This is a genomic window from Klebsiella spallanzanii, from assembly GCF_902158555.1.
Taxonomy (GTDB): Bacteria; Pseudomonadota; Gammaproteobacteria; order Enterobacterales; family Enterobacteriaceae; genus Klebsiella; species Klebsiella spallanzanii.
Genome location: NZ_CABGGS010000047.1, coordinates 304,491 through 324,986 on the forward strand (window position 1 = coordinate 304,491; position 20,496 = coordinate 324,986).

Genomic DNA, 20,496 nt, shown 5'->3' on the forward strand with positions numbered 1-20,496 from the left:
ATGGAATTATCCTCACTGACCGCCGTGTCCCCAGTCGACGGCCGCTACGGCGACAAAGTCAGCGCGCTGCGCGGTATCTTCAGCGAATTCGGTTTGCTGAAATTCCGTGTTCAGGTAGAAGTACGTTGGCTGCAAAAACTGGCCGCGCACGCAGCGATCAAGGAAGTTCCTGCTTTTGCTGCCGACGCAAACGGTTACCTTGATAAAATCGTCGCCGATTTCAGCTTAGAAGATGCAGAGCGCATCAAAACTATCGAACGCACCACCAACCACGATGTCAAAGCGGTTGAATATTTCCTCAAGGAAAAAGTCGCCGATATCGCCGAACTGCATGCGGTTTCCGAGTTTATTCACTTCGCCTGCACCTCTGAGGACATCAATAACCTGTCCCACGCGCTGATGCTGAAAACCGCTCGCGACGAAGTGATCCTGCCCTACTGGCGTAAGCTTATCGACGCAGTCAAAGACCTCGCGGTACAGTATCGCGATATCCCGCTGCTCTCCCGTACCCACGGTCAGCCGGCAACGCCGTCCACCATGGGCAAAGAGATGGCGAACGTCGCTTACCGTATGGAACGCCAGTATCGCCAGCTGAATCAGGTTGAAATCCTCGGCAAAATCAACGGCGCGGTCGGCAACTATAACGCCCACATCGCCGCCTACCCGGAAGTTGACTGGCATCAGTTCAGTGAAGAATTCGTGACCTCGTTGGGTATCCAGTGGAACCCGTATACCACTCAGATTGAACCGCACGACTATATCGCTGAGCTGTTCGACTGCGTCGCGCGTTTCAACACGATCCTGATCGATTTCGATCGTGACGTATGGGGCTATATCGCGCTTAACCATTTCAAACAGAAAACGATTGCTGGCGAAATTGGTTCCTCAACTATGCCGCATAAAGTTAACCCGATTGACTTCGAGAACTCCGAAGGCAACCTCGGTCTGGCTAACGCGGTAATGCAGCATCTGGCGAGCAAACTGCCGGTTTCCCGCTGGCAGCGCGACCTGACCGACTCCACCGTGCTGCGCAACCTCGGCGTAGGTATCGGCTACGCGCTGATTGCCTATCAGTCCACCCTGAAAGGTGTGAGCAAGCTGGAGCTGAATCAGGACCGTCTGCTGGATGAACTGGACCACAACTGGGAAGTTCTGGCCGAACCGATCCAGACCGTAATGCGCCGTTACGGCATCGAGAAGCCTTACGAGAAGCTGAAAGAGCTGACCCGCGGTAAGCGTGTCGACGCTGAAGGTATGCAGCAGTTCATCGACAGCCTGGCGCTGCCGGAAGATGAAAAAGTTCGCCTGAAGGCGATGACCCCGGCCAACTACATCGGCCGCGCAACCACCATGGTTGACGAACTGAAGTAAGCCCTCCGCCCCTCTTTCCTGCGGGAAAGAGGGTTTCATATCCGTTCGGTCCATTAAATCCAGACGTCGTTCACCGCGGTGCGCTCTCCACCTTCTTCCCCGGTATTCAACACGCCGCGCGGCTCTATCAGCATGAGTTTAGTTTCCGTTTGCGCCGAGGTTTTATGTTCGACGCCCCGCGGTACCACAATCATCTCTCCCGCCTGAAGCAGCAGATGACTATCGCGGAAATCCAGTCGCAACACTCCCTCCAGCACGATCAACGCCTCGTCCGTTTCTGGATGGTTATGCCAGATAAAGTCGCCAAGGATCCTGACTACTTTGAACTGATAGTCGTTCATTTCAGCCACTACCTTCGGCTGCCACTGCTCAGTGAACAGCCTAAATTTTTGCGCAATATTAATCGATTGGTACATAAGCAGACTCCTTGTGTTAAAGGCAGCCAGCATAGATAGGATATTGCCTGCAGAGATTGAACGATTGTGCAACTTGCAGCAATTTATGCGCGGACAAACTTCAGCCAACGGCCAGGAGAGAGGCCAAAGCGGCTGATAAACTGGCGGGTCATATGGCTTTGATCGGCAAAGCCCGCATGCGCTGCGATATCAGCCAGATTTTCCCCCGCCAGCATCCGCTGGCGGCAAAAGTCGAGCCGCCGCATCATCACATAACGCCAAGGGCTGGTGCCAAACAGCGCTCTGAAATCCCGGCTCAGGCTCCAGCGATCTTTGCCGCTCACGTTTGACAGCGTATCAAGCGTGATCTCCTGCGCAAAACAGGCATGGATATACTCTCGCGCCTTCTCTGCGGCGGAATAGTCAAAAGCCCGACGCCGATAACGCAGCCCACCGACAGCGGCCAGAGTCTGCGCCAGATCGTAAAGCGCGTCCTCCTCCTCGAGGGGGCGAACACGTCATTGACGTCTTTTAGTAACGGCAGCGCAGCGCGCAACAGTCTCGGATCGCTAGATATTCCTCCTGGAATAAATGGCAATGGCTTGCCACCCAGGATCTTCTGAATCAGCGAAGGCTCAATATAAACCATCCGATAGCGAAATCCCTCTTCGGTCCCCGCATCGCCGTCATGGACCTCATCGGGATGCAAAACCATCGTTCCACCTGGAAGGTTATGCTGCAGGCCACCACGATAATGAAAGCGTTGAACACCGGAGAGAGTCTGCCCAATAGCGTAAGTATCATGTCGATGAGGCTCATAACCATGGCCGCCGAAGAAGGCCTCGATACGCTCAATCTGGGTTGGCGACTGGGCCAATCGAACCCAATCACCACGCTTCTGTTGTGACATGATTTACACCCCTATGGCAGTATTGAAAACGACATCAGTTATATTACACAAAAAATTAACATTACCCAGTAGCTCTCCGCACTCATCCCGGTACTGGGCGTTTGCCAAAATTGCGCATAAAATGAATAAGATCCGCGTGATATCAGCAATCTGATAGCGCAGATAAGAGCAGCAGAAGCAGCCGTTTATAATCAGGTTGTGAAAATTCTTTATTTAACAGCCGTTTATACTAAAAGGCGTATAATTAGAGCTAAATTATTCAAATCATAAATGAAATGGAGAACTGGCATGCGCGTACTCGTGGTTGAGGACAACGCTCTGCTGCGTCATCACCTGAAAGTTCAGCTGCAGGAACTGGGCCATCAGGTAGATGCGGCGGAAGACGCAAAGGAAGCGGATTACTATCTGGGTGAACACATTCCGGACATTGCTATCGTTGATCTTGGCCTGCCGGATGAAGACGGGCTCTCGCTGATCCGTCGCTGGCGTAGTCACGATGTATCGGTGCCGGTGCTGGTGCTGACGGCGCGCGAAGGCTGGCAGGATAAAGTCGAGGTGCTCAGCGCCGGAGCAGATGATTACGTCACTAAGCCGTTCCATATCGAAGAAGTTGCGGCCCGCATGCAGGCTCTGCTACGACGTAACAGCGGCCTGGCATCACAGGTTATCTCCATTCCGCCGTTCCAGGTGGATTTATCGCGCCGCGAGCTATCGGTCAATGACCAGCCGATCAAGCTTACCGCTTTCGAATACACCATTATGGAAACCCTGATCCGCAATCGGGGTAAAGTCGTCAGCAAAGATTCGCTGATGCTGCAACTCTATCCCGATGCCGAACTCCGCGAAAGCCACACTATTGATGTGCTGATGGGTCGATTGCGCAAAAAAATCCAGGCCGAATATCCGCAGGATGTGATTACCACCGTTCGCGGCCAGGGCTATCTGTTCGAACTGCGCGGATGAAAGGGCTACTACGGCATATCTTGCCGCTGTCGTTACGCATCCGCTTTCTGCTGGCGACGGCCGCTGTGGTGCTGGTGCTGTCGCTATCTTACGGCATGGTCGCGCTGGTCGGCTATAGCGTGAGCTTCGATAAAACCACCTTCCGCCTGCTGCGCGGCGAGAGCAACCTGTTCTATATGCTGGCGAAGTGGGAAAACAATACCATTGACGTCGATATCCCCGAAAACCTCAATATGCAAAGCCCGACGGTAACGCTGATTTATGACGCTAACGGCCATTTATTGTGGGCACAGCGCGACGTGCCGTGGCTGGCAAAGCGCATTCAACCGGAATGGCTTAAAAATAACGGTTTTCATGAGATTGAAGCCGACGTTGATAGCAGCAGCATGCTGCAACACAACAACCTTGAAATTCAGCAGCAACTGGACGCCATCCGTGAAGAGGACGACGGCTCAGAGATGACCCACTCGGTGGCGATCAATATCTATCCGGCCACCAGCACCATGCCGCAGCTAAGTATCGTGGTTGTCGACACGATCCCGGTGGAGCTTAAGCGCTCCTATATGGTGTGGAGCTGGTTTATCTACGTGCTGGCAGCTAACCTCCTGCTGGTGATCCCGCTACTGTGGGTTGCGGCATGGTGGAGCTTGCGCCCTATCGAATCGTTGGCCAAAGAAGTACGCGAGCTGGAAGAGCATCACCGTGAAATGCTCAACCCAAACACCACCCGGGAACTTACGCGGCTGGTCAGTAACCTCAACCGCCTGCTGAAAAGCGAGCGCGAGCGCTATGACAAGTACCGTACAACGCTGACCGATTTGACCCATAGCCTGAAAACACCGCTGGCGGTAATGCAAAGCACTCTGCGCTCCTTGCGCGGTGAGAAACTGAGCGTCAACGAAGCAGAGCCGGTGATGCTGGAACAAATTAGCCGTATCTCACAGCAGATTGGCTACTATCTGCACCGTGCCAGCATGCGCAGCGGCGGTTCGCTGCTCAGCCGCGAACTGCACCCTATCGCTCCGCTACTCGACAGCCTGACCTCGGCGCTGAATAAAGTCTACCAACGTAAAGGCGTGAACATCACCCTTGATATCTCACCGGAAATTAGCTTTGTCGGCGAAAAAAATGACTTTATGGAAGTCATGGGCAACGTGCTCGATAACGCCTGCAAATATTGTCTGGAGTTCGTGGAAGTCTCCGTTCGCCAGACTAACGATAACCACCTGCATATTCTGGTGGAAGATGATGGTCCAGGGATCCCACAAAGCCTGCGCAACGCGGTGTTCGATCGCGGCCAGCGCGCCGATACGCTGCGCCCCGGCCAGGGCGTGGGCCTCTCCGTCGCTCGCGATATCGTTGAACAGTACGATGGTCGTATCCTGACTGAGGATAGTTTACTCGGCGGCGCCTGCATGGAAGTCATTTTTGGTCGTCAGATCCCCGAAGATAAAGAGAGCTAAACAGTCAGTTTTTTAACGGCGCCTGCATCATGCCGGTGCCGCATCCGTTATAATCCCTGACAGACACCTGCTGTGGAATATAAATATGGATTATCAATTAACGCTTAACTGGCCCGACTTTATTGAACGCTACTGGCAGAAACGCCCGGTAGTTCTGAAACGAGGCTTTGCTAATTTCGTCGATCCGCTAAGCCCGGACGAGCTGGCCGGACTGGCGATGGAAAGCGAAGTCGACAGCCGTCTCGTCAGCCATCAAGACGGTAAATGGCAGGTCAGCCACGGCCCGTTTGAGAGCTACGATCATCTGAGCGAGAACAACTGGTCGCTGCTGGTACAGGCGGTCAATAACTGGCATGAGCCGACGGCGGCGCTGATGCATCCGTTTCGCGCCCTGCCCGACTGGCGCATCGACGATCTGATGATCTCATTTTCCGTCCCTGGTGGCGGAGTCGGTCCGCATCTCGATCAATACGACGTGTTTATTATTCAGGGCACCGGTCGCCGTCGCTGGCGGGTGGGTGAAAAAGTGCCGATGAAGCAGCACTGCCCGCATCCGGACCTGCTGCAGGTTGACCCGTTTGACGCGATTATTGATGAAGAGATGGAACCGGGCGATATTCTCTATATTCCACCGGGATTCCCGCATGAGGGCTATTCGCTGGAAAACTCGCTCAACTATTCGGTCGGCTATCGCGCGCCTAACGCCCGCGAGCTGTTCAGCGGTTTTGCCGATTATATTTTGCAACGCGAACTGGGCAGCCAGCGCTACGCCGATCCGGATGTACCATCACGCAATCATCCGGCGGATATTTTGCCTGCCGAGCTGGATCGCCTGCGCGAGATGATGCTGGGGCTGATTAACCAGCCGGAGCACTTTAAGCAGTGGTTTGGCGAGTTTATTACCCAGTCCCGTCACGAGCTGGACGTTGCGCCGCCGGAGCCGCCGTATCAGCCGGATGAGATTTATGATGCCCTACAGCAAGGCGATAAGCTGTCGCGCCTCGGTGGCCTGCGCGTGCTGCGTATTGACGGCGAAGTGTTCGTCAACGGCGAGAAAATTAACTCCCCGCATCGCCCGGCGCTCGATGCTCTGGCAACCCACCTGACGCTGAACGCGAAGCACTTCGGCGATGCGCTGGAAGACCCGTCCTTCCTGGCCCTACTGGCCGCGCTGGTCAACAGCGGTTACTGGTTCTTTGAGGACTGAGTCGTCAGTTTGCCCGGTGGCGGCTAGCGCCTTACCGGGCCTACAGGACCGGACTCCGGGTTTAGCGTTTTGCCGTCAGCTCTGCGATACGCACAATCACCTGTACCGCTTTCTCCATGCCTTCGAGAGTCACAAACTCATGCTTACCGTGGTAGTTATAGCCGCCGGTGAACAGATTGGGGCACGGTAGGCCCATAAAAGAGAGCTGCGCGCCGTCGGTTCCGCCGCGAATCGGCTTCATTTCCGGCTCGATTTCGCAATCCACCATTGCCTGACGGGCAATCTCGACCACATGCGGATGGGCCATCACCTGCTCATGCATATTGTAATAGCTGTCCTCAATCACCAGCTCAATATAGCAATCCGGGTGCAGCCCTTTGCCGACCTTCTTGGCAATCTCCATCATTTTGCGCTTACGGGCTTCAAACTGCTTACGGTCAAAATCGCGGATGATGTAGTGCATATCCGCGCGATCGACCGTACCTTTGATGCTTGCCAGATGGTAGAACCCCTCGTAGCCTTCGGTGGTTTCCGGCGCTTCATCCGCCGGAACTTCGGCATGAATGCGCGTCGCCAGCGATAATGCGTTAACCATCACCCCTTTCGCGGTGCCTGGATGAACGTTATTACCCACGATCTTAATCGTCACCGACGCGGCGTTAAAGTTCTCGAACTCCAGCTCACCCACCCCGCCGCCATCGACGGTATAGGCCCAGCGCGCGTCAAACGCGGCAACGTCGAAATGCTTCGCCCCTTTGCCCACCTCCTCGTCCGGAGTAAAGGCCACGCGAATATCACCGTGGGGAATATCCTTCGCCTTTAACGTTGCCAGCGCGGTCATAATCTCAGCGATGCCCGCTTTATCGTCAGCGCCAAGCAGCGTTTTACCGTCAGTGGTAATCAGCGTCTGGCCGAGCAACTGGTGCAGTACCGGGAACATCACCGGCGAGAGCACCTCATCACCAATACCGAGAGCGATATCGCCGCCGCGGTAGTTTTCTACAATCTGCGGATTCACGTTCTTGCCGCTAAAGTCAGGGGACGTATCAACGTGAGAAATAAAGCCAATGGGCGGAATATCGCCCGCGACGTTAGCCGGCAGGGTGCCCATGACCGTTCCTTTGTCACTCAGCGTCACATTCACCAGTCCCATTTCTTCCAGCTGCGCCTGAAGCAGCCGTAACAGCTTCCACTGCCCTTCCGTACTCGGTACCTGACGCACGCCAGGCTTCGACTGCGTGTCCAAAGAAACGTACTGCAAAAAACGCTCAAGCAATTTATCCATGTAGCCACCCTCTTCTTTTGTGACAACATTATTGATAAGCCGGAAAAGACAAATATTGCGTCAGGTCATTTTTAGCCCGGCAAATGAGAATTTAATCCATTTCGAACGATAATGTTGTAAAGGTAGTTCATCGTGGCGCATCAATCATTGGCGATTACAATCGTTTGCCGTAGAATGCGTGCCCTTATTATTTTATGTGTAAAACCAAAGGTGGTTAACCACAAACCCCGCATCGGTAAGCTTTCCGCTGCGTCTACATGGGACAGAGTCAAAAATTGAATATACAACCGCGTTCGCGATCTCCGCTGGTCCAACTGGCTGGGATTCGCAAAAGCTTTGATGGTAAAACGGTAATATCCGACCTCAATCTGACCATCAACAACGGTGAGTTTCTCACCCTGCTTGGCCCCTCTGGCTGCGGTAAAACAACCGTTCTTCGGCTTATCGCCGGGCTGGAAAACGTCGATAACGGCCGAATCCATCTCGAAGATCACGACATCACCCATATTCCGGCGGAAAACCGCCATGTCAACACCGTCTTTCAAAGCTATGCGCTCTTTCCGCATATGACGGTGTTTGAGAACGTTGCCTTTGGCCTGCGCATGCAGAAAACGCCGGCAGCGGAAATCACCCCGCGCGTCCACGATGCCCTGCGGATGGTGCAGCTTGAAGAGTTCGCCCAACGTAAGCCGCATCAGCTCTCCGGTGGGCAGCAGCAGCGCGTCGCCATCGCCCGCGCGGTAGTCAATAAGCCGCGCCTGCTGCTGCTGGATGAATCTCTCTCCGCGCTCGATTATAAGCTGCGCAAGCAGATGCAAAACGAGCTAAAAGCGCTCCAACGTAAACTCGGTATCACCTTTGTTTTCGTGACCCACGATCAGGAAGAAGCGCTGACCATGTCCGACCGCATCGTGGTGATGCGTGATGGCAAAATTGAACAGGACGGCACGCCGCGCGAAATCTACGAAGAGCCGAAAAATCTGTTTGTCGCCAGCTTTATCGGCGAGATCAACATCTTCAACGCTACGGTCATTGAACGGATTGACGAGCAGCGGGTACGCGCCAGCGTCGAAGGTCGCGAATGCAACATCTACGTCAGCTTCGCCGTCGAAAAAGGCCAACGCCTCAACGTCCTGCTGCGCCCGGAAGATCTGCGCGTCGATGAGATCCACCACAGTAATGAAGCCGATGGCCTGATAGGCTATATCCGTGAACGGAACTATAAAGGCATGACGCTGGAATCGGTGGTCGAACTGGAAAACGGTAAGATGGTGATGGTCAGCGAATTCTTTAATGAAGACGACCCTGACTTTGACCACTCTCTTGACCAGAAAATGGCGATTAACTGGGTAGAAAGCTGGGAGGTTGTGCTGGCCGATGAAGAACACAAGTAAATTCCAGAATGTGGTGATCGCCACCATCGTGGGCTGGCTTGTGCTATTTGTCTTTCTGCCCAACCTGATGATTATTGGCACCAGCTTCCTGACTCGCGACGATGCCAACTTCGTCAAGCTGGTCTTTACGCTGGATAACTATGCGCGCCTGCTCGATCCGCTCTACTATGACGTGCTGCTGCACTCGTTAAATATGGCGCTGCTGGCGACGCTGGCCTGCCTGGTGCTCGGCTATCCTTTCGCCTGGTTTCTGGCAAGATTACCGGAGAAAGTACGCCCACTGATGCTGTTTCTGCTGATCGTACCGTTCTGGACTAACTCGCTAATTCGTATCTACGGGCTGAAAATTTTCCTCAGCACCAAGGGTTATCTCAACGAATTTCTGCTGTGGTTGGGCATCATCGATACGCCGCTGCGCATCATGTACACCCCCTCGGCGGTGATTATCGGCCTGGTCTATATTCTGCTGCCGTTTATGGTGATGCCACTCTACTCCAGCATCGAGAAGCTCGACCGCCCGCTGCTGGAAGCGGCGAAAGATCTCGGCGCCAGCAAGCTGCAAACCTTTATCCGCATCATCATTCCGCTAACCATGCCGGGCATTATCGCTGGCTGCCTGCTGGTGATGCTCCCGGCGATGGGGCTGTTCTACGTTTCTGACCTGATGGGCGGCGCGAAGAACCTGCTGATCGGTAACGTCATTAAGAGCCAGTTCCTCAACATTCGCGACTGGCCGTTCGGTGCGGCGACCAGCATTACGCTAACGCTGGTGATGGGCCTGATGCTGCTGATTTACTGGCGCGCGGCGCGCCTGCTCAACAAGAAGGTGGAGCTGGAATGATCGGTCGACTGCTGCGCGGCGGCTTTATGACCGCCATTTACGCGTACCTCTACATCCCCATTATTATTTTGATCGTCAACTCGTTTAACAGTTCGCGCTTTGGCATTAACTGGCAGGGGTTCACCACTAAATGGTATAGCCTGCTGATGAACAACGACAGCCTGCTGCAGGCGGCGCAGCACTCGCTGACCATGGCGATACTCTCGGCCACCTTCGCGACGCTTATCGGCTCGCTGACCGCCGTGGCGCTGTATCGCTATCGCTTTCGCGGCAAGCCGTTCGTCAGCGGGATGCTGTTTGTGGTGATGATGTCGCCGGATATCGTGATGGCGATTTCGCTGCTGGTGCTGTTTATGCTGATCGGTATTCAGCTCGGCTTCTGGTCGCTGCTGTTTTCGCATATCACCTTCTGCCTGCCCTTTGTGGTGGTCACGGTATTCTCGCGCCTGAAGGGCTTCGACGTGCGGATGCTGGAAGCGGCGAAAGATCTCGGCGCCAGTGAGTTGACTATTCTGCGGAAAATCATTTTACCGCTGGCGCTGCCTGCGGTGGCCGCAGGCTGGCTACTGAGCTTCACCCTGTCGATGGATGACGTGGTGGTCTCTTCGTTCGTGACCGGTCCAGGTTATGAAATCCTGCCGTTGAAAATCTATTCGATGGTCAAAGTTGGGGTATCGCCAGAGGTCAATGCGCTGGCGACCATTCTGTTGGTTCTGTCGCTGGTCATGGTGATTGCCAGCCAGTTAATTGCACGTGATAAAACTCAGGGGACGTTAAAATGAAAAAATGGTCACGCCACCTGCTCGCTGCGGGGGCTCTGGCAGTAGGTATGAGCGCCGCGCACGCGGACGATAGCAAAACGCTCTATTTCTACAACTGGACCGAGTATGTTCCACCGGGCCTGCTGGAGCAGTTCACCAAAGAGACCGGCATCAAGGTTATCTATTCGACCTACGAGTCAAATGAAACCATGTACGCCAAGCTCAAAACCTATAAAGACGGTGCCTACGATCTGGTGGTGCCATCCACCTATTTCGTCGATAAAATGCGCAAAGAGGGCATGCTACAGAAGATCGACAAAAGCAAGCTGACCAACTTCGGCAATCTCGATCCTGAAATGCTGAACAAACCGTTCGATCCAAATAACGACTACTCGATCCCATACATCTGGGGCGCGACGGCGATTGGCATCAATAGTGACGAGATCGATCCGAAGACCGTCACCAGTTGGGCTGATCTGTGGAAGCCCGAGTATAAGAGCAGCTTGCTGCTGACCGACGACGCGCGCGAAGTGTTCCAGGTCGCGTTGCGTAAACTGGGCTACTCCGGCAATACGACCGACCCGAAAGAGATTGAAGCAGCCTATAACGAGCTGAAAAAGCTAATGCCAAACGTGGCGGCGTTCAACTCGGATAACCCGGCGAACCCGTATATGGAAGGCGAAGTCAACCTCGGCATGGTGTGGAACGGCTCTGCATGGGTGGCGCGCCAGGCCGGTACGCCGCTGGAAGTGGTATGGCCGAAAGAAGGCGGCATCTTCTGGATGGATAGCCTGTCGATCCCGGCAAACGCCAAAAACGTCGACGGCGCGCTGAAGCTGATCAATTTCCTGCTGCGCCCGGAAGTGGCGAAACAGGTGGCGGAAACTATCGGCTACCCGACGCCAAACCTCGCCGCGCGTAAGATGCTAAGCCCGGAAGTCGCCAACGATAAATCGCTCTACCCGGACGCCGATACGATTCAAAAAGGTGAGTGGCAGAACGACGTCGGCAGCGCCAGCACCCTGTATGAAGAGTATTATCAGAAGCTGAAAGCGGGTCGTTAATCGCACCAGCCTGCCGGGCTTCGGTTAAGTTTAATACCCAAAATAGTTCGAGTTGCATCACGGCGGCAACTAAACGCATCCCCGGGAGCGTACAAACAGTACGTGACCGGGGTAAGTGCAGGCAGCCAACAAAGATGCGGCTTGAAATATGACGGGTATTAATGTGTTACAAGGATAAGTACACATGAAACAAGACGGCAAAGTCCTTTATTATATCTTCCTCAGCATTGGCATCGTGCTGATGCTCATCTCCGCTGCTATTTTTTATTATCAATATCGCTCTACCAGCAACGTTATCCATACCACCGGCGTGATTGTTGATACCGAATGGCGCAGAGGTAACCCTAATGCAAAAGGTACGAAACGCAACAAGGCGACCTGGCGTCCCGTTGTCGCCTTTCGCCCGACGCCGGATTACACGCTCATTTTTAAATCAAAGAGCGGAAATTCCCTTTATGAAAACAGCGAGGGAGAAACCGTCGATGTTATTTATCCACCCGGACAACCGCATCAGGCCAGAATCCATAGTCCGTGGATGAACTTTTTTAAATGGGGTTTTTTAGGTCTGATTGGCATCATTTTTACTGCGGGTAGCCAGCTTATTCGCCCTTGCGTTAAAAAGAAGCAGAGGATAGTTCAGTGAGGTCGTTAATTATCCTGTTGTTCTGCCTTTCGATTTTTCATCCAGGCTTCGCCGCACCGATGCCGGCAATTGAAGGGTATCTTACGGATACCACCCATACACTTTCCAGCAAGCGCGATATTATCCAGCGCGCTGAGCTGTTCAAACAGCAAACCGGGATTGCGCCGTTTATTCTGCTGACGACGCAAGAGGATATCACGTCGATAAATAAAGCCCTGCTGCTACAGTCAGTAAAACCATTGGCTGACGAAAATCAGGGCTTCCTGCTGCTGATTATCACTACCGACAGCCGCCAGATTGAACTGATTGGCGACCCGAAAGTACAGTCACGCCTACGGGACAGTCACGCGGCCTTAATCATTGAGAATCACACCCTCGCCTACTGGCAGAATAGTCTGTGGTTCCAGGGACTCAATACCGCGCTGGACGTATTACAGGCGGCGCTATTACAGCAGCCCACGCCGCCGCTCACCTGGTATGCTTCGTCGGATGCGCCCAACAAGAACGATTTGCCCGGCCATCCGCTCGGCTTCCTCTTCTGGATACTGGCGTTTATGGCCTTCACATGGTGCTTCCGCTTCACCACCCGCTGGCGCTATGCGCTGAAGTTCACGCTGGCCATGACGATAGCCAATCTCTTTTATCAGGCCCTGTGCCTGTTCTTAAGTCATAGCGGCTTCTCACTGCACAAAATTGCTCCGCTATGGGCGGTGCTTATCGGCTTCTGTACTTTTCTGGCCACCTGGCTATGGACGCGTAAAAGGCGCGAAAAGTAGAAATACCGGCATTTCAGCACAGCGGACCGGTTTTACGCTGACTGAAATCCGGTATTGTTTCAGCTATTTCTGACGCAGACGACCATGCGCATCGGCGGCATACAGCGCGGCGCAGATGCGCTGCGGCGTAACAGGATAGGGTTCATTATGCATGGTCTCCCCCTCCTGACACGACGCCTGTGCTACCGCCATCAATTCAGCATGGGTCGCTTTCTCCAGGCCAATTTGCGCCAGCGTAGTCGGCAAGCCGATGGATTCGCAGAAAGCGTAAACTCGATCGATTAACGCCGGATCGCGATCGGTGAGCATCAGCATCGCCAGGGTACCAAAGGCGACCTTCTCGCCATGCCAGTAATCATGAGTGGCGGGCAGCACGGTCAATCCGTTGTGGATCGCATGCGCCGCCGCCAGACCGCCGCTTTCAAATCCCAATCCAGACAGCAGCGTGTTGGCTTCCACTACGTGCTCCAGCGCTGGCGTGACCTGCTGCTGTTCGCAGGCCGAGCGAGCCAGTACGCCGTAGCGCAACAGCGTGTCGAAGCAAAATTGCGCCAGCTGATACGCGGTGATCGGACCGGGGCGCGAGGTCATATTCCCGGCCCCTTTAATTCGGCAATCCTCCGCCTCAAACCAGGTCGCCAGCGCATCGCCCATCCCTGAAACCAGAAAACGCACCGGCGCATTGGCGATAACCTGCGTATCCACCAGCACCAGCGTCGGATTCTGCGGGATCATCATATAGCGCTTGAACTGCCCTTGCTGGGTATAAATCACCACTAAAGAACTGCAGGGCGCATCGGTTGATGCCAGGGTAGGGATTATCACGATGGGCAGCTTCAGCGCCGCGCCGGTGGCCTTCGCCGTGTCCAGCGTTTTCCCGCCGCCCATGGCGACAATCATCTGTGCGCCAAACTCTTCGGTCAGCGCAGAAATCCGCGCAATTTCTTCATCACAGCACTCGCGATTAAAAATCTCAATGTGATAGTCAATTTTCCCGGCAAGCGTCCGCGCAACATCATCGCCAATCAGCGCAGCGACGGTGGGATCCTGCAAAATAAACGCTCGCTGCCCAAGTCGGCCCAACTCTTCCGCCAGGCACTGCTCAATCGCTCCCGCTCCCTGAACATAGCGCCCGGGGAATATTGCTGTTGTCAGCATCTCAGTGTTCCTTTTCAGAGTAATAAGAGCAGACAGGCTCCGCTCTTATATTGACTTAAGCGTGTTGGCGCAGAGCGTCGGCAATTAAGCGCGCTTCTTTCGCCGGGTCTTCCGCATGGGTAATCGCAGAGCCCACAATCACCACGTCCGGTTTTAATGCCGCGTAGGAAGCAATCGTTTTGCTGCTGATGCCCCCGGCGACGGCGATTTTGGCATGGCGCCGGTGCTCAATCATCACCGCCAGGTCGTCAATCGGTTTACGCCCCGCGGCCTGCTGGTCGGTACCGGTGTGGACCGCCAGCATATTGGCGCCGGCATCTTCAAGCTGGCGCACGCGCGCCGGAAGGTCATCAACGCAAATCATATCGACCACCACCTGCTTACCGAAATCTTTCGCCGCCATAATGCAGGACTGAATGGTCAGAATATCCGTTACGCCCAATACCGTGACATATTCAGCGCCAGCGTTAAATGCCATTTCAGATTCAAAATAGCCACCATCCATAATTTTGGCGTCAGCCAAAACTTCTTTATGCGGATATTTTTCTTTAATGGCTTTTATCGCGTGGCATCCTTCACGAATTAAAAAGGGTGTCCCCACCTCAATAATATCAATATCCTTCTCAACTTTATCAATAAAAACCAGCGCTTCGCTTAAGGTCATTTCATCAATAGCCAGCTGTAATTTCATGTTAATTCCCCTGTGATTATTCAAGATTGGCGTGCAGCGCAAAACCTTTGGTTAATAGATGGCCGTTCATTTCTGCCAGACGTAAAATCAGGGTATCGCCGAGCAGCAATACGCTCTCTTCAAACATGCTGCCGCCGGGCAGCACGCCTTTAACGTTATCCGGGCCGTCCGGCAGCTTGTCGGTATAGGCCGGCAGCTTCACCGTGACGTTCGCCAGCTGGCCTAAGGTTGATTCTGGAAAGATGCTTAACAACGCAATTTTACCGCCCAGGCTACGGGCCTTTTTGGCGACCTGAATCAGTGAACCGGTTTCACCGGATGCGCTGGCAAGCAGCAGCAAATCGCCTTCCCGCAGCGCGGGGGTTACGACGTCACCAACAATATGCACGCTTATACCGATATGCATCAGCCGCATCGCAAACGCTTTAAGCATCAACAGCGAACGCCCGGCCCCATAAACAAATACCGCAGGGGCTTCACTAATTAGCTGCTCCAGATGCTGTACATCATCGGCATTCACTTTTTTAAATAGCTGATGCAGATCGCAGCTGGCCTGAATGACGTTATTTACTGAGTTCATTATCTTCCCTCCCGAACGGGCAATAACTCATCATGAATATCCAGCATGGACATAATTTCATCGACATAGCTGTCAACGTTGCCCAAAAAATGAAAACGCTGCGGGTCTTCTTGATAGCTCTGATAAACCGGTTTATTAAAGACGATCCCCAGCCGTGGATTCTCTTTTACCGTGGCAAAGCGTATTTTCGGCAATTGTGGATAATGTTTATTTTTCACCACCGTCAGTTGACCGTTCTCTTCATAGACCGAACAGCTCATACCGTGATAATACTGAACGGGTTCGTAGTGGATCGCACAGGGGACATAGGCCAGATTGCTGAATACTAGCGGACCGTCACCAATATTAATTGCGCAGTGGCCATAATTTGGCGGCACAATGATGCTTTGCCCGGCCTTAACGACGGCGATAATAATGTCATCTACCGCTAAATCTTGTGGTTCAACGGAATAATCTGGTGATTTTTGCAGAACATAGGCCGCCGTACCGCTGATGACTTCATACACCTCAGGGTGCGTATTCTTACCGCTCTCATTAATGCCATGATAATGACCGCTGGTTTTCTTACGCTCCTGGCCTATAAGCCCGGAGAGAACAATCGTAATATCGTAGCGATACTTATCAACCTCCAGTAGCTTTTCATCCTCAGGGAAGGCAATCCCCCGATAAACATCATAAACCAGGGTATCTTTTTTCTCTTCGCTAAATTCCCAGAGTAATCCCGCCATCTGCCCGGCTTTTTTTCGGCCATAGCCTAAATAATTCAACGGTGCCTTAAGAGCCATAACCTCATCGGTATCCAACCACAGGGGAATACCGCTATGCGTAAGTAATTTCATAGAACCTCCTTTAAGAGTGAACAGTGTGAAGTACAGCCTTTTCCTGCTGCGCCTTAACGGCGCGAATTTCTTCTTTTAAACGGTCGGATTTCATGCCAAAAACGCTTTGAATATTCTGTCCAACCTCAACAATTCCCGATGCGCCTAATTGTTTAAGCCTGTTCTTATCCACAATAGCTTTATCGACAACATCAATACGCAGTCGCGACATACAGGCTTCAATGCTGCGCATATTCTCTAATCCACCGTAGGCGGCAATAATGTTGGTGATTAGCGCATCCGATTTCACATCCGCGCTATTACCGTTTTCTGCCGGTATTTTTTCACGCCCCGGAGTGAGTAAATTCCAGCGTTTAATTGCCCAGCTAAACAGGAAGTAATAAACCGCGCCCATCACCAGACCGACCGGAATCACCATGTACCAGTTGCCGCCGCGCGGCAGTACGCCAAAAAATAGGTAGTCAATTAAACCGCCGGAGAACGACAGGCCAATGTGAACGCTGAACAATTCCATCAGCAGGAACACCACCCCGGCAAGCACGGCATGAATGCCGTAGAGCACCGGTGCAACGAACAGGAACGAGAACTCCACAGGTTCAGTAATGCCGCAGACGATAGAAGTAATCGCGCCGGAGAGCATAATGCCTTTTACCCGCGCCTTATTTTCGTCATCAGCGCAGCGATAAATCGCCAGGGCAATAGCCGGGATACAGAACATCTTGATTGGCGTCAGGCCGGCCATAAAGGTCCCGGCGGTGAGCGGCACCTGGTCTTTTAACTGCGCGAAGAAAATCAGCTGATCGCCGTGAACCACCTGCCCGGCTTTATTAACGTATTCGCCAAACTGTAACCAGAAGGTCGGCCACCAGACATGGTTTAAACCAAAAGGAATCAGCAGGCGCTCTACGAAACCAAACAGGAAAGCGGAGAACCCAAGGCCGGAGTTCATCATGGTATTAGACAGGCCATTAATCGCATGCTGCACCGGAGGCCAGATGATTGCCATAACCAAACCAACAAACAGCGCCGCGAAGGAGGTAATAATTGGCACAAAGCGCTTGCCGGAAAAGAATTCCAGCCAGGAAGGCAAGCTTATCTGGTAATAACGCTTATAGAGCCATGCGGCGATAATACCGATAACAATCCCGCCAAAAACCCCCGTTTGTAGCGATGGGATCCCCAGCACAAAGGTATAATCGCGCACCTGAGATACCGATTCGGCGGTAATACCTAAAAACTGCCCGATGGTGACATTCATTATCAAAAATCCGACTATCGCCGATAGCCCGGCAATACCCTGATCGTTTGACAATCCCACCGCTACGCCGACGGCAAATAACAACGGCAGATTGGCAAATATGATCCCCCCGGCCTCCGACATAAGTTTTAATGTGTGAACTAGCCAATTTGCGCCAAGAAAAGGCAGCTGCGCCACAATATTGGGATCCTGTAAGCTGGTACCAAATGCCAATAAAATCCCTGCCGCCGGTAACATCGCAATAGGAATCATTAGCGAGCGACCAATACTTTGCAGCTTTTGCAATAAATTAAATTTTTCCATTCCGCAACTCCTGATGATCGTTGAACGTCATTTCGCCCGAAATATTTTTTTGCTTTCGCAACTCTGACTAACGCGTTTACTCCAGGCTGCGAATAGACTGATTATTTGCCGTAGAATGCTTTTTAAAAACTGTAATAAGCCACACTTATTACTTCCGGTTTTAGCCAAAAACAGGAAGTACTTTGAACACAATCACACTTAAAGCCGCCATTCCTGCATAAAATAGGAAAAAAATCCTTTTATGGAGCGGAAAACTGATGGCGAATATCGAAGATCACTTCCGCAAATTGTACGCACGCTACGGCGTCGGCCAGGATATGCCGGTCCAGGTGCAACAAATTGCCGAGTTGTTCGATTGTTCAATAAGAAATGCGCGTATTACCCTCACGCGGATGCAGCAGGAAAACTGGATAGAGTGGCAGCCCCAGCGCGGTCGGGGTAAGCAATCGATATTGCGTCTGCTGATCGCACCGGATACGTTAATCAACCAGAATATTGAGCAGATGATTGCCCATTTTGACTATGGCAACGTGCTGAAATTTATTGGCAATGAAAAACAGGCCCTGAATCGAATTATTCAATATCGCTTCGGTGCCCAGGAAAATAATAGCGAAACCCGCGTTCGCATTCCCTATTATCGCGATATTGACCGGCTCAATCCCCTGCACCCGCTGCGGCGTACGGAGCGACATCTGGTTCGTCAGTGTTTAAGCGGTCTGACCCGCTATGACGGCGTTCAGGGAAAAATTGTCCCGGATATCGCTCATTACTGGACTCACAACGAGCAGGCCACCCGCTGGGAGTTCTATATAAAATCAACGGCCCATTTTTCCGACGGCGAACGGCTCAGCGCACCTCTGTTGGCGCGCTGTCTGAACGCCGCCAGCCAGAGCCCCTGGTTTGCTGCCCTGTTTAGTGATTTATCCGCCATTTACGCTGCCGATGAATACCGGCTGGTGGTCGAAACATCTGTCTCAATGAACCGGCTTGACTGCCTGCTGGCGACCCAGGCGGCTCTGATTTTCGACCTGCGGGACAGCGAAATGCGCTGTAGCGGCCCCTTTCGCATTCAGCGGCACCAGGGCAACTTTCTGACGCTCCATCGCAATGAGCATTATCATCAGGCCCGGCCAATGCTCAATGAAATCAACATCTTCACCTGGGCACCGGAGAGCATTAGCATGAGTTTTATCCCGGTGTTACACGGAGAGCAGGCACTGGATACCCGCCCGCTTAGCGAGCGGCAGCTGGAAAAAGGGAGTTGCTTTGTGCTGGTGGATAACGAAGGGCTTTTCGCTGACGATGTCGGCAGGCGTTTTCTCAATCACGTGCTGCAACCCATGGCGCTGCTCGATCGCACTAATCTTCCACAAGAGTACGCCAACATCCTGTCGATTGCGCAAGGGTTACTGCCAGAATGGAATCACCGACGGGTCGATTTCGGCAATATTCCACTACCGTTTACTGCTCACCGCCAGGTGTCGATTGCCACTTTCGGCCAGCCAGAGCTTGTCGAGCTTGCGCAGGCCATGGCCGACATCCTGCGTGGGCATCATTTTCAATGCACCGTGCACGTTTACACTTTTGAAGAATTTACGATGGGGAACGCGCAGAGCGCGGATATCTGGCTCACTAATTTTATGCTGGATACGCTTTCCAGCCCGGCTTTCCTGGACTGGCTGGCCTCGTCTCCCGTCTTTCGCCATTTGCCGGAAAAAGCGCAGCAGGATCATCGGGCGCTTATCCAGCATATTCTCAATGAGGCCGACGACGTTGCCCATCAGCGCATCAACGAACACTTTCATCAGCTCACTCATCAGCGGTGGATTATTCCGCTATTGCACCACTGGATGGAGTTCGCTAACGAAAATTCGTTTACCTGGCGCGATTTGAGCACCCTGGGCTGGCCCGATTTTAGCCAGCTGTGGCTATAGTGTAGGGTTACGCTCTAAGCGGGTGGATCCTTGATTTAACCAGCGCTTCCTCAACGTCAAAATCCGCCAGCGGGTAGTTGGTCGCCACCAGATAAAATCGGCCATCTTGCGCCGGGTATTCATGTACGTTGTAGTTCACCATTTTTGGCTGCGCGGAGGCGGAATCTGTATTGGCGGCGTAACGCTGAACCGGCGCTGAGTATTTCGAACGGACCTGGAGAGAGTGGGTTTTGATATCGCGGTAGGTTTCACCGTGATGTTCGTCGCCGAGGATAAGGTAGTCAACATACTCAGTGGCCATGGTTATATTCCTTCTCTGTTACCTGAGTTAAGGAACATGCCATAAATGAATATTTGATAATGCCTCGTTAGTCACAATGTTACTTTTTTGTGAAGGGAAACAGCATTAAAAGCTCCCGGAGGCGGTGCTGCGCACCTGTCCGGGCTACCCGACCACGTAGGCCCTGTAGCCCGGGAGGGGGGAAAGGACTACAGCAGCGCTTTCGCTTTCGCGACGACGTTGTCAACGGTGAAGCCAAACTCTTCAAACAGCAGCTCTGCCGGAGCAGACTCACCGAAGGTGGTCATACCAACAATCGCGCCGTTCAGGCCCACGTATTTGAACCAGTAGTCAGCGATGCCCGCTTCCACTGCTACGCG

General features: G+C 53.0%; 20 protein-coding genes and 1 pseudogene. 11 read left to right on the forward strand and 10 right to left on the reverse strand.

What is annotated here, in order from left to right:
• On the forward strand, positions 1 to 1,371 hold the full coding sequence (gene purB / locus FN082_RS29805; protein ID WP_139537861.1) for an adenylosuccinate lyase: 1,371 nt from the start codon (positions 1 to 3) through the stop codon (positions 1,369 to 1,371).
• 53 nt (positions 1,372 to 1,424) lie between these two features.
• On the opposite strand, the gene FN082_RS29810 is transcribed toward purB, so the two are convergent.
• Together FN082_RS29810 and FN082_RS29815 are read right to left on the reverse strand one after the other, a co-directional pair.
• Complete coding sequence (locus FN082_RS29810; protein ID WP_142461423.1) at positions 1,425 to 1,787, reverse strand: cupin domain-containing protein; 363 nt, start codon at positions 1,785 to 1,787, stop codon at positions 1,425 to 1,427.
• Between the two features lie 83 nt (positions 1,788 to 1,870).
• Positions 1,871 to 2,676: pseudogene (locus tag FN082_RS29815) on the reverse strand (AraC family transcriptional regulator).
• A 288-nt stretch (positions 2,677 to 2,964) separates the two neighbouring features.
• On the opposite strand from FN082_RS29815, the gene phoP reads away from it, so the two are divergent.
• The 3 genes from phoP to FN082_RS29830 all read left to right on the forward strand — a co-directional run bounded on the left by phoP (position 2,965) and on the right by FN082_RS29830 (position 6,309).
• Positions 2,965 to 3,639, forward strand: coding sequence for a two-component system response regulator PhoP (phoP, locus tag FN082_RS29820; RefSeq protein WP_139537860.1), 675 nt, complete (start codon positions 2,965 to 2,967; stop codon positions 3,637 to 3,639).
• Positions 3,636 to 5,102, forward strand: coding sequence for a two-component system sensor histidine kinase PhoQ (gene phoQ, locus FN082_RS29825; protein ID WP_139537859.1), 1,467 nt, complete (start codon positions 3,636 to 3,638; stop codon positions 5,100 to 5,102). The genes phoP and phoQ overlap by 4 nt, the downstream gene beginning before the upstream one ends.
• Positions 5,103 to 5,187: 85 nt before the next feature.
• A complete protein-coding gene (locus FN082_RS29830) occupies positions 5,188 to 6,309 on the forward strand; it encodes a ribosomal protein uL16 3-hydroxylase (protein WP_142982891.1) in 1,122 nt (373 codons plus the stop codon).
• Positions 6,310 to 6,370: 61 nt separating this feature from the next.
• Here the strand turns inward: FN082_RS29830 and pepT are convergent, their stop codons facing one another.
• The gene (pepT, locus tag FN082_RS29835) at positions 6,371 to 7,594 is read right to left on the reverse strand and encodes a peptidase T (protein WP_142982892.1); all 1,224 of its coding nucleotides are present in this window, start codon (positions 7,592 to 7,594) and stop codon (positions 6,371 to 6,373) included.
• Between the two features lie 257 nt (positions 7,595 to 7,851).
• Between pepT and potA the strand changes: the two genes are divergently transcribed.
• The 6 genes from potA (at position 7,852) to FN082_RS29865 (ending at position 13,073) form a co-directional block, all read left to right on the forward strand.
• A complete protein-coding gene (potA, locus tag FN082_RS29840) occupies positions 7,852 to 8,988 on the forward strand; it encodes a spermidine/putrescine ABC transporter ATP-binding protein PotA (RefSeq protein ID WP_139537856.1) in 1,137 nt (378 codons plus the stop codon).
• The gene (gene potB, locus FN082_RS29845; RefSeq protein ID WP_139537855.1) at positions 8,972 to 9,829 is read left to right on the forward strand and encodes a spermidine/putrescine ABC transporter permease PotB; all 858 of its coding nucleotides are present in this window, start codon (positions 8,972 to 8,974) and stop codon (positions 9,827 to 9,829) included. The genes potA and potB overlap by 17 nt, the downstream gene beginning before the upstream one ends.
• Positions 9,826 to 10,611, forward strand: coding sequence for a spermidine/putrescine ABC transporter permease PotC (gene potC, locus FN082_RS29850; RefSeq protein ID WP_142982893.1), 786 nt, complete (start codon positions 9,826 to 9,828; stop codon positions 10,609 to 10,611). Before potB ends, potC begins: the two co-directional genes overlap by 4 nt.
• Positions 10,608 to 11,654: a spermidine/putrescine ABC transporter substrate-binding protein PotD gene (gene potD / locus FN082_RS29855; protein ID WP_112216656.1), complete on the forward strand. Its 1,047-nt coding sequence runs from the start codon at positions 10,608 to 10,610 to the stop codon at positions 11,652 to 11,654. The genes potC and potD overlap by 4 nt, the downstream gene beginning before the upstream one ends.
• 184 nt (positions 11,655 to 11,838) lie before the next feature.
• Positions 11,839 to 12,297, forward strand: coding sequence for a DUF3592 domain-containing protein (locus FN082_RS29860; protein ID WP_142982894.1), 459 nt, complete (start codon positions 11,839 to 11,841; stop codon positions 12,295 to 12,297).
• Complete coding sequence (locus tag FN082_RS29865; protein ID WP_235892166.1) at positions 12,294 to 13,073, forward strand: TPM domain-containing protein; 780 nt, start codon at positions 12,294 to 12,296, stop codon at positions 13,071 to 13,073. The genes FN082_RS29860 and FN082_RS29865 overlap by 4 nt, the downstream gene beginning before the upstream one ends.
• Before the next feature lie 63 nt (positions 13,074 to 13,136).
• Here the strand turns inward: FN082_RS29865 and FN082_RS29870 are convergent, their stop codons facing one another.
• The 5 genes from FN082_RS29870 to ptsG are packed head-to-tail and all read right to left on the reverse strand — an operon-like array spanning position 13,137 to position 17,902.
• Positions 13,137 to 14,231 carry a glycerol dehydrogenase gene (locus tag FN082_RS29870; protein ID WP_142461415.1) on the reverse strand — a complete coding sequence of 365 codons (1,095 nt, stop codon included), beginning with the start codon at positions 14,229 to 14,231 and terminating at the stop codon, positions 13,137 to 13,139.
• A 55-nt stretch (positions 14,232 to 14,286) separates the two neighbouring features.
• Positions 14,287 to 14,922, reverse strand: a complete 636-nt coding sequence (gene hxlA / locus FN082_RS29875; RefSeq protein WP_139537849.1) for a 3-hexulose-6-phosphate synthase — start codon at positions 14,920 to 14,922, stop codon at positions 14,287 to 14,289.
• 16 nt (positions 14,923 to 14,938) lie between these two features.
• The gene (gene hxlB / locus FN082_RS29880; RefSeq protein ID WP_139537847.1) at positions 14,939 to 15,502 is read right to left on the reverse strand and encodes a 6-phospho-3-hexuloisomerase; all 564 of its coding nucleotides are present in this window, start codon (positions 15,500 to 15,502) and stop codon (positions 14,939 to 14,941) included.
• The gene (locus FN082_RS29885) at positions 15,502 to 16,341 is read right to left on the reverse strand and encodes a glucose-6-phosphate isomerase family protein (RefSeq protein WP_139537845.1); all 840 of its coding nucleotides are present in this window, start codon (positions 16,339 to 16,341) and stop codon (positions 15,502 to 15,504) included. The genes hxlB and FN082_RS29885 overlap by 1 nt, the downstream gene beginning before the upstream one ends.
• A gap of 10 nt (positions 16,342 to 16,351) precedes the next feature.
• A complete protein-coding gene (gene ptsG, locus FN082_RS29890; protein ID WP_139537843.1) occupies positions 16,352 to 17,902 on the reverse strand; it encodes a glucose-specific PTS transporter subunit IIBC in 1,551 nt (516 codons plus the stop codon).
• A gap of 257 nt (positions 17,903 to 18,159) precedes the next feature.
• Between ptsG and FN082_RS29895 the strand changes: the two genes are divergently transcribed.
• The gene (locus tag FN082_RS29895; protein ID WP_142982895.1) at positions 18,160 to 19,836 is read left to right on the forward strand and encodes an SgrR family transcriptional regulator; all 1,677 of its coding nucleotides are present in this window, start codon (positions 18,160 to 18,162) and stop codon (positions 19,834 to 19,836) included.
• A 7-nt stretch (positions 19,837 to 19,843) separates the two neighbouring features.
• On the opposite strand, the gene FN082_RS29900 is transcribed toward FN082_RS29895, so the two are convergent.
• Entirely contained in the window at positions 19,844 to 20,137 is a 294-nt protein-coding gene (locus FN082_RS29900; protein ID WP_139537839.1) for a hypothetical protein, read from the reverse strand.
• Positions 20,138 to 20,325: 188 nt separating this feature from the next.
• Positions 20,326 to 20,496, reverse strand: a 171-nt coding sequence (locus tag FN082_RS30325; protein WP_185932104.1) for a transketolase-like TK C-terminal-containing protein, incomplete at its 5' end; no start/stop codon positions are given.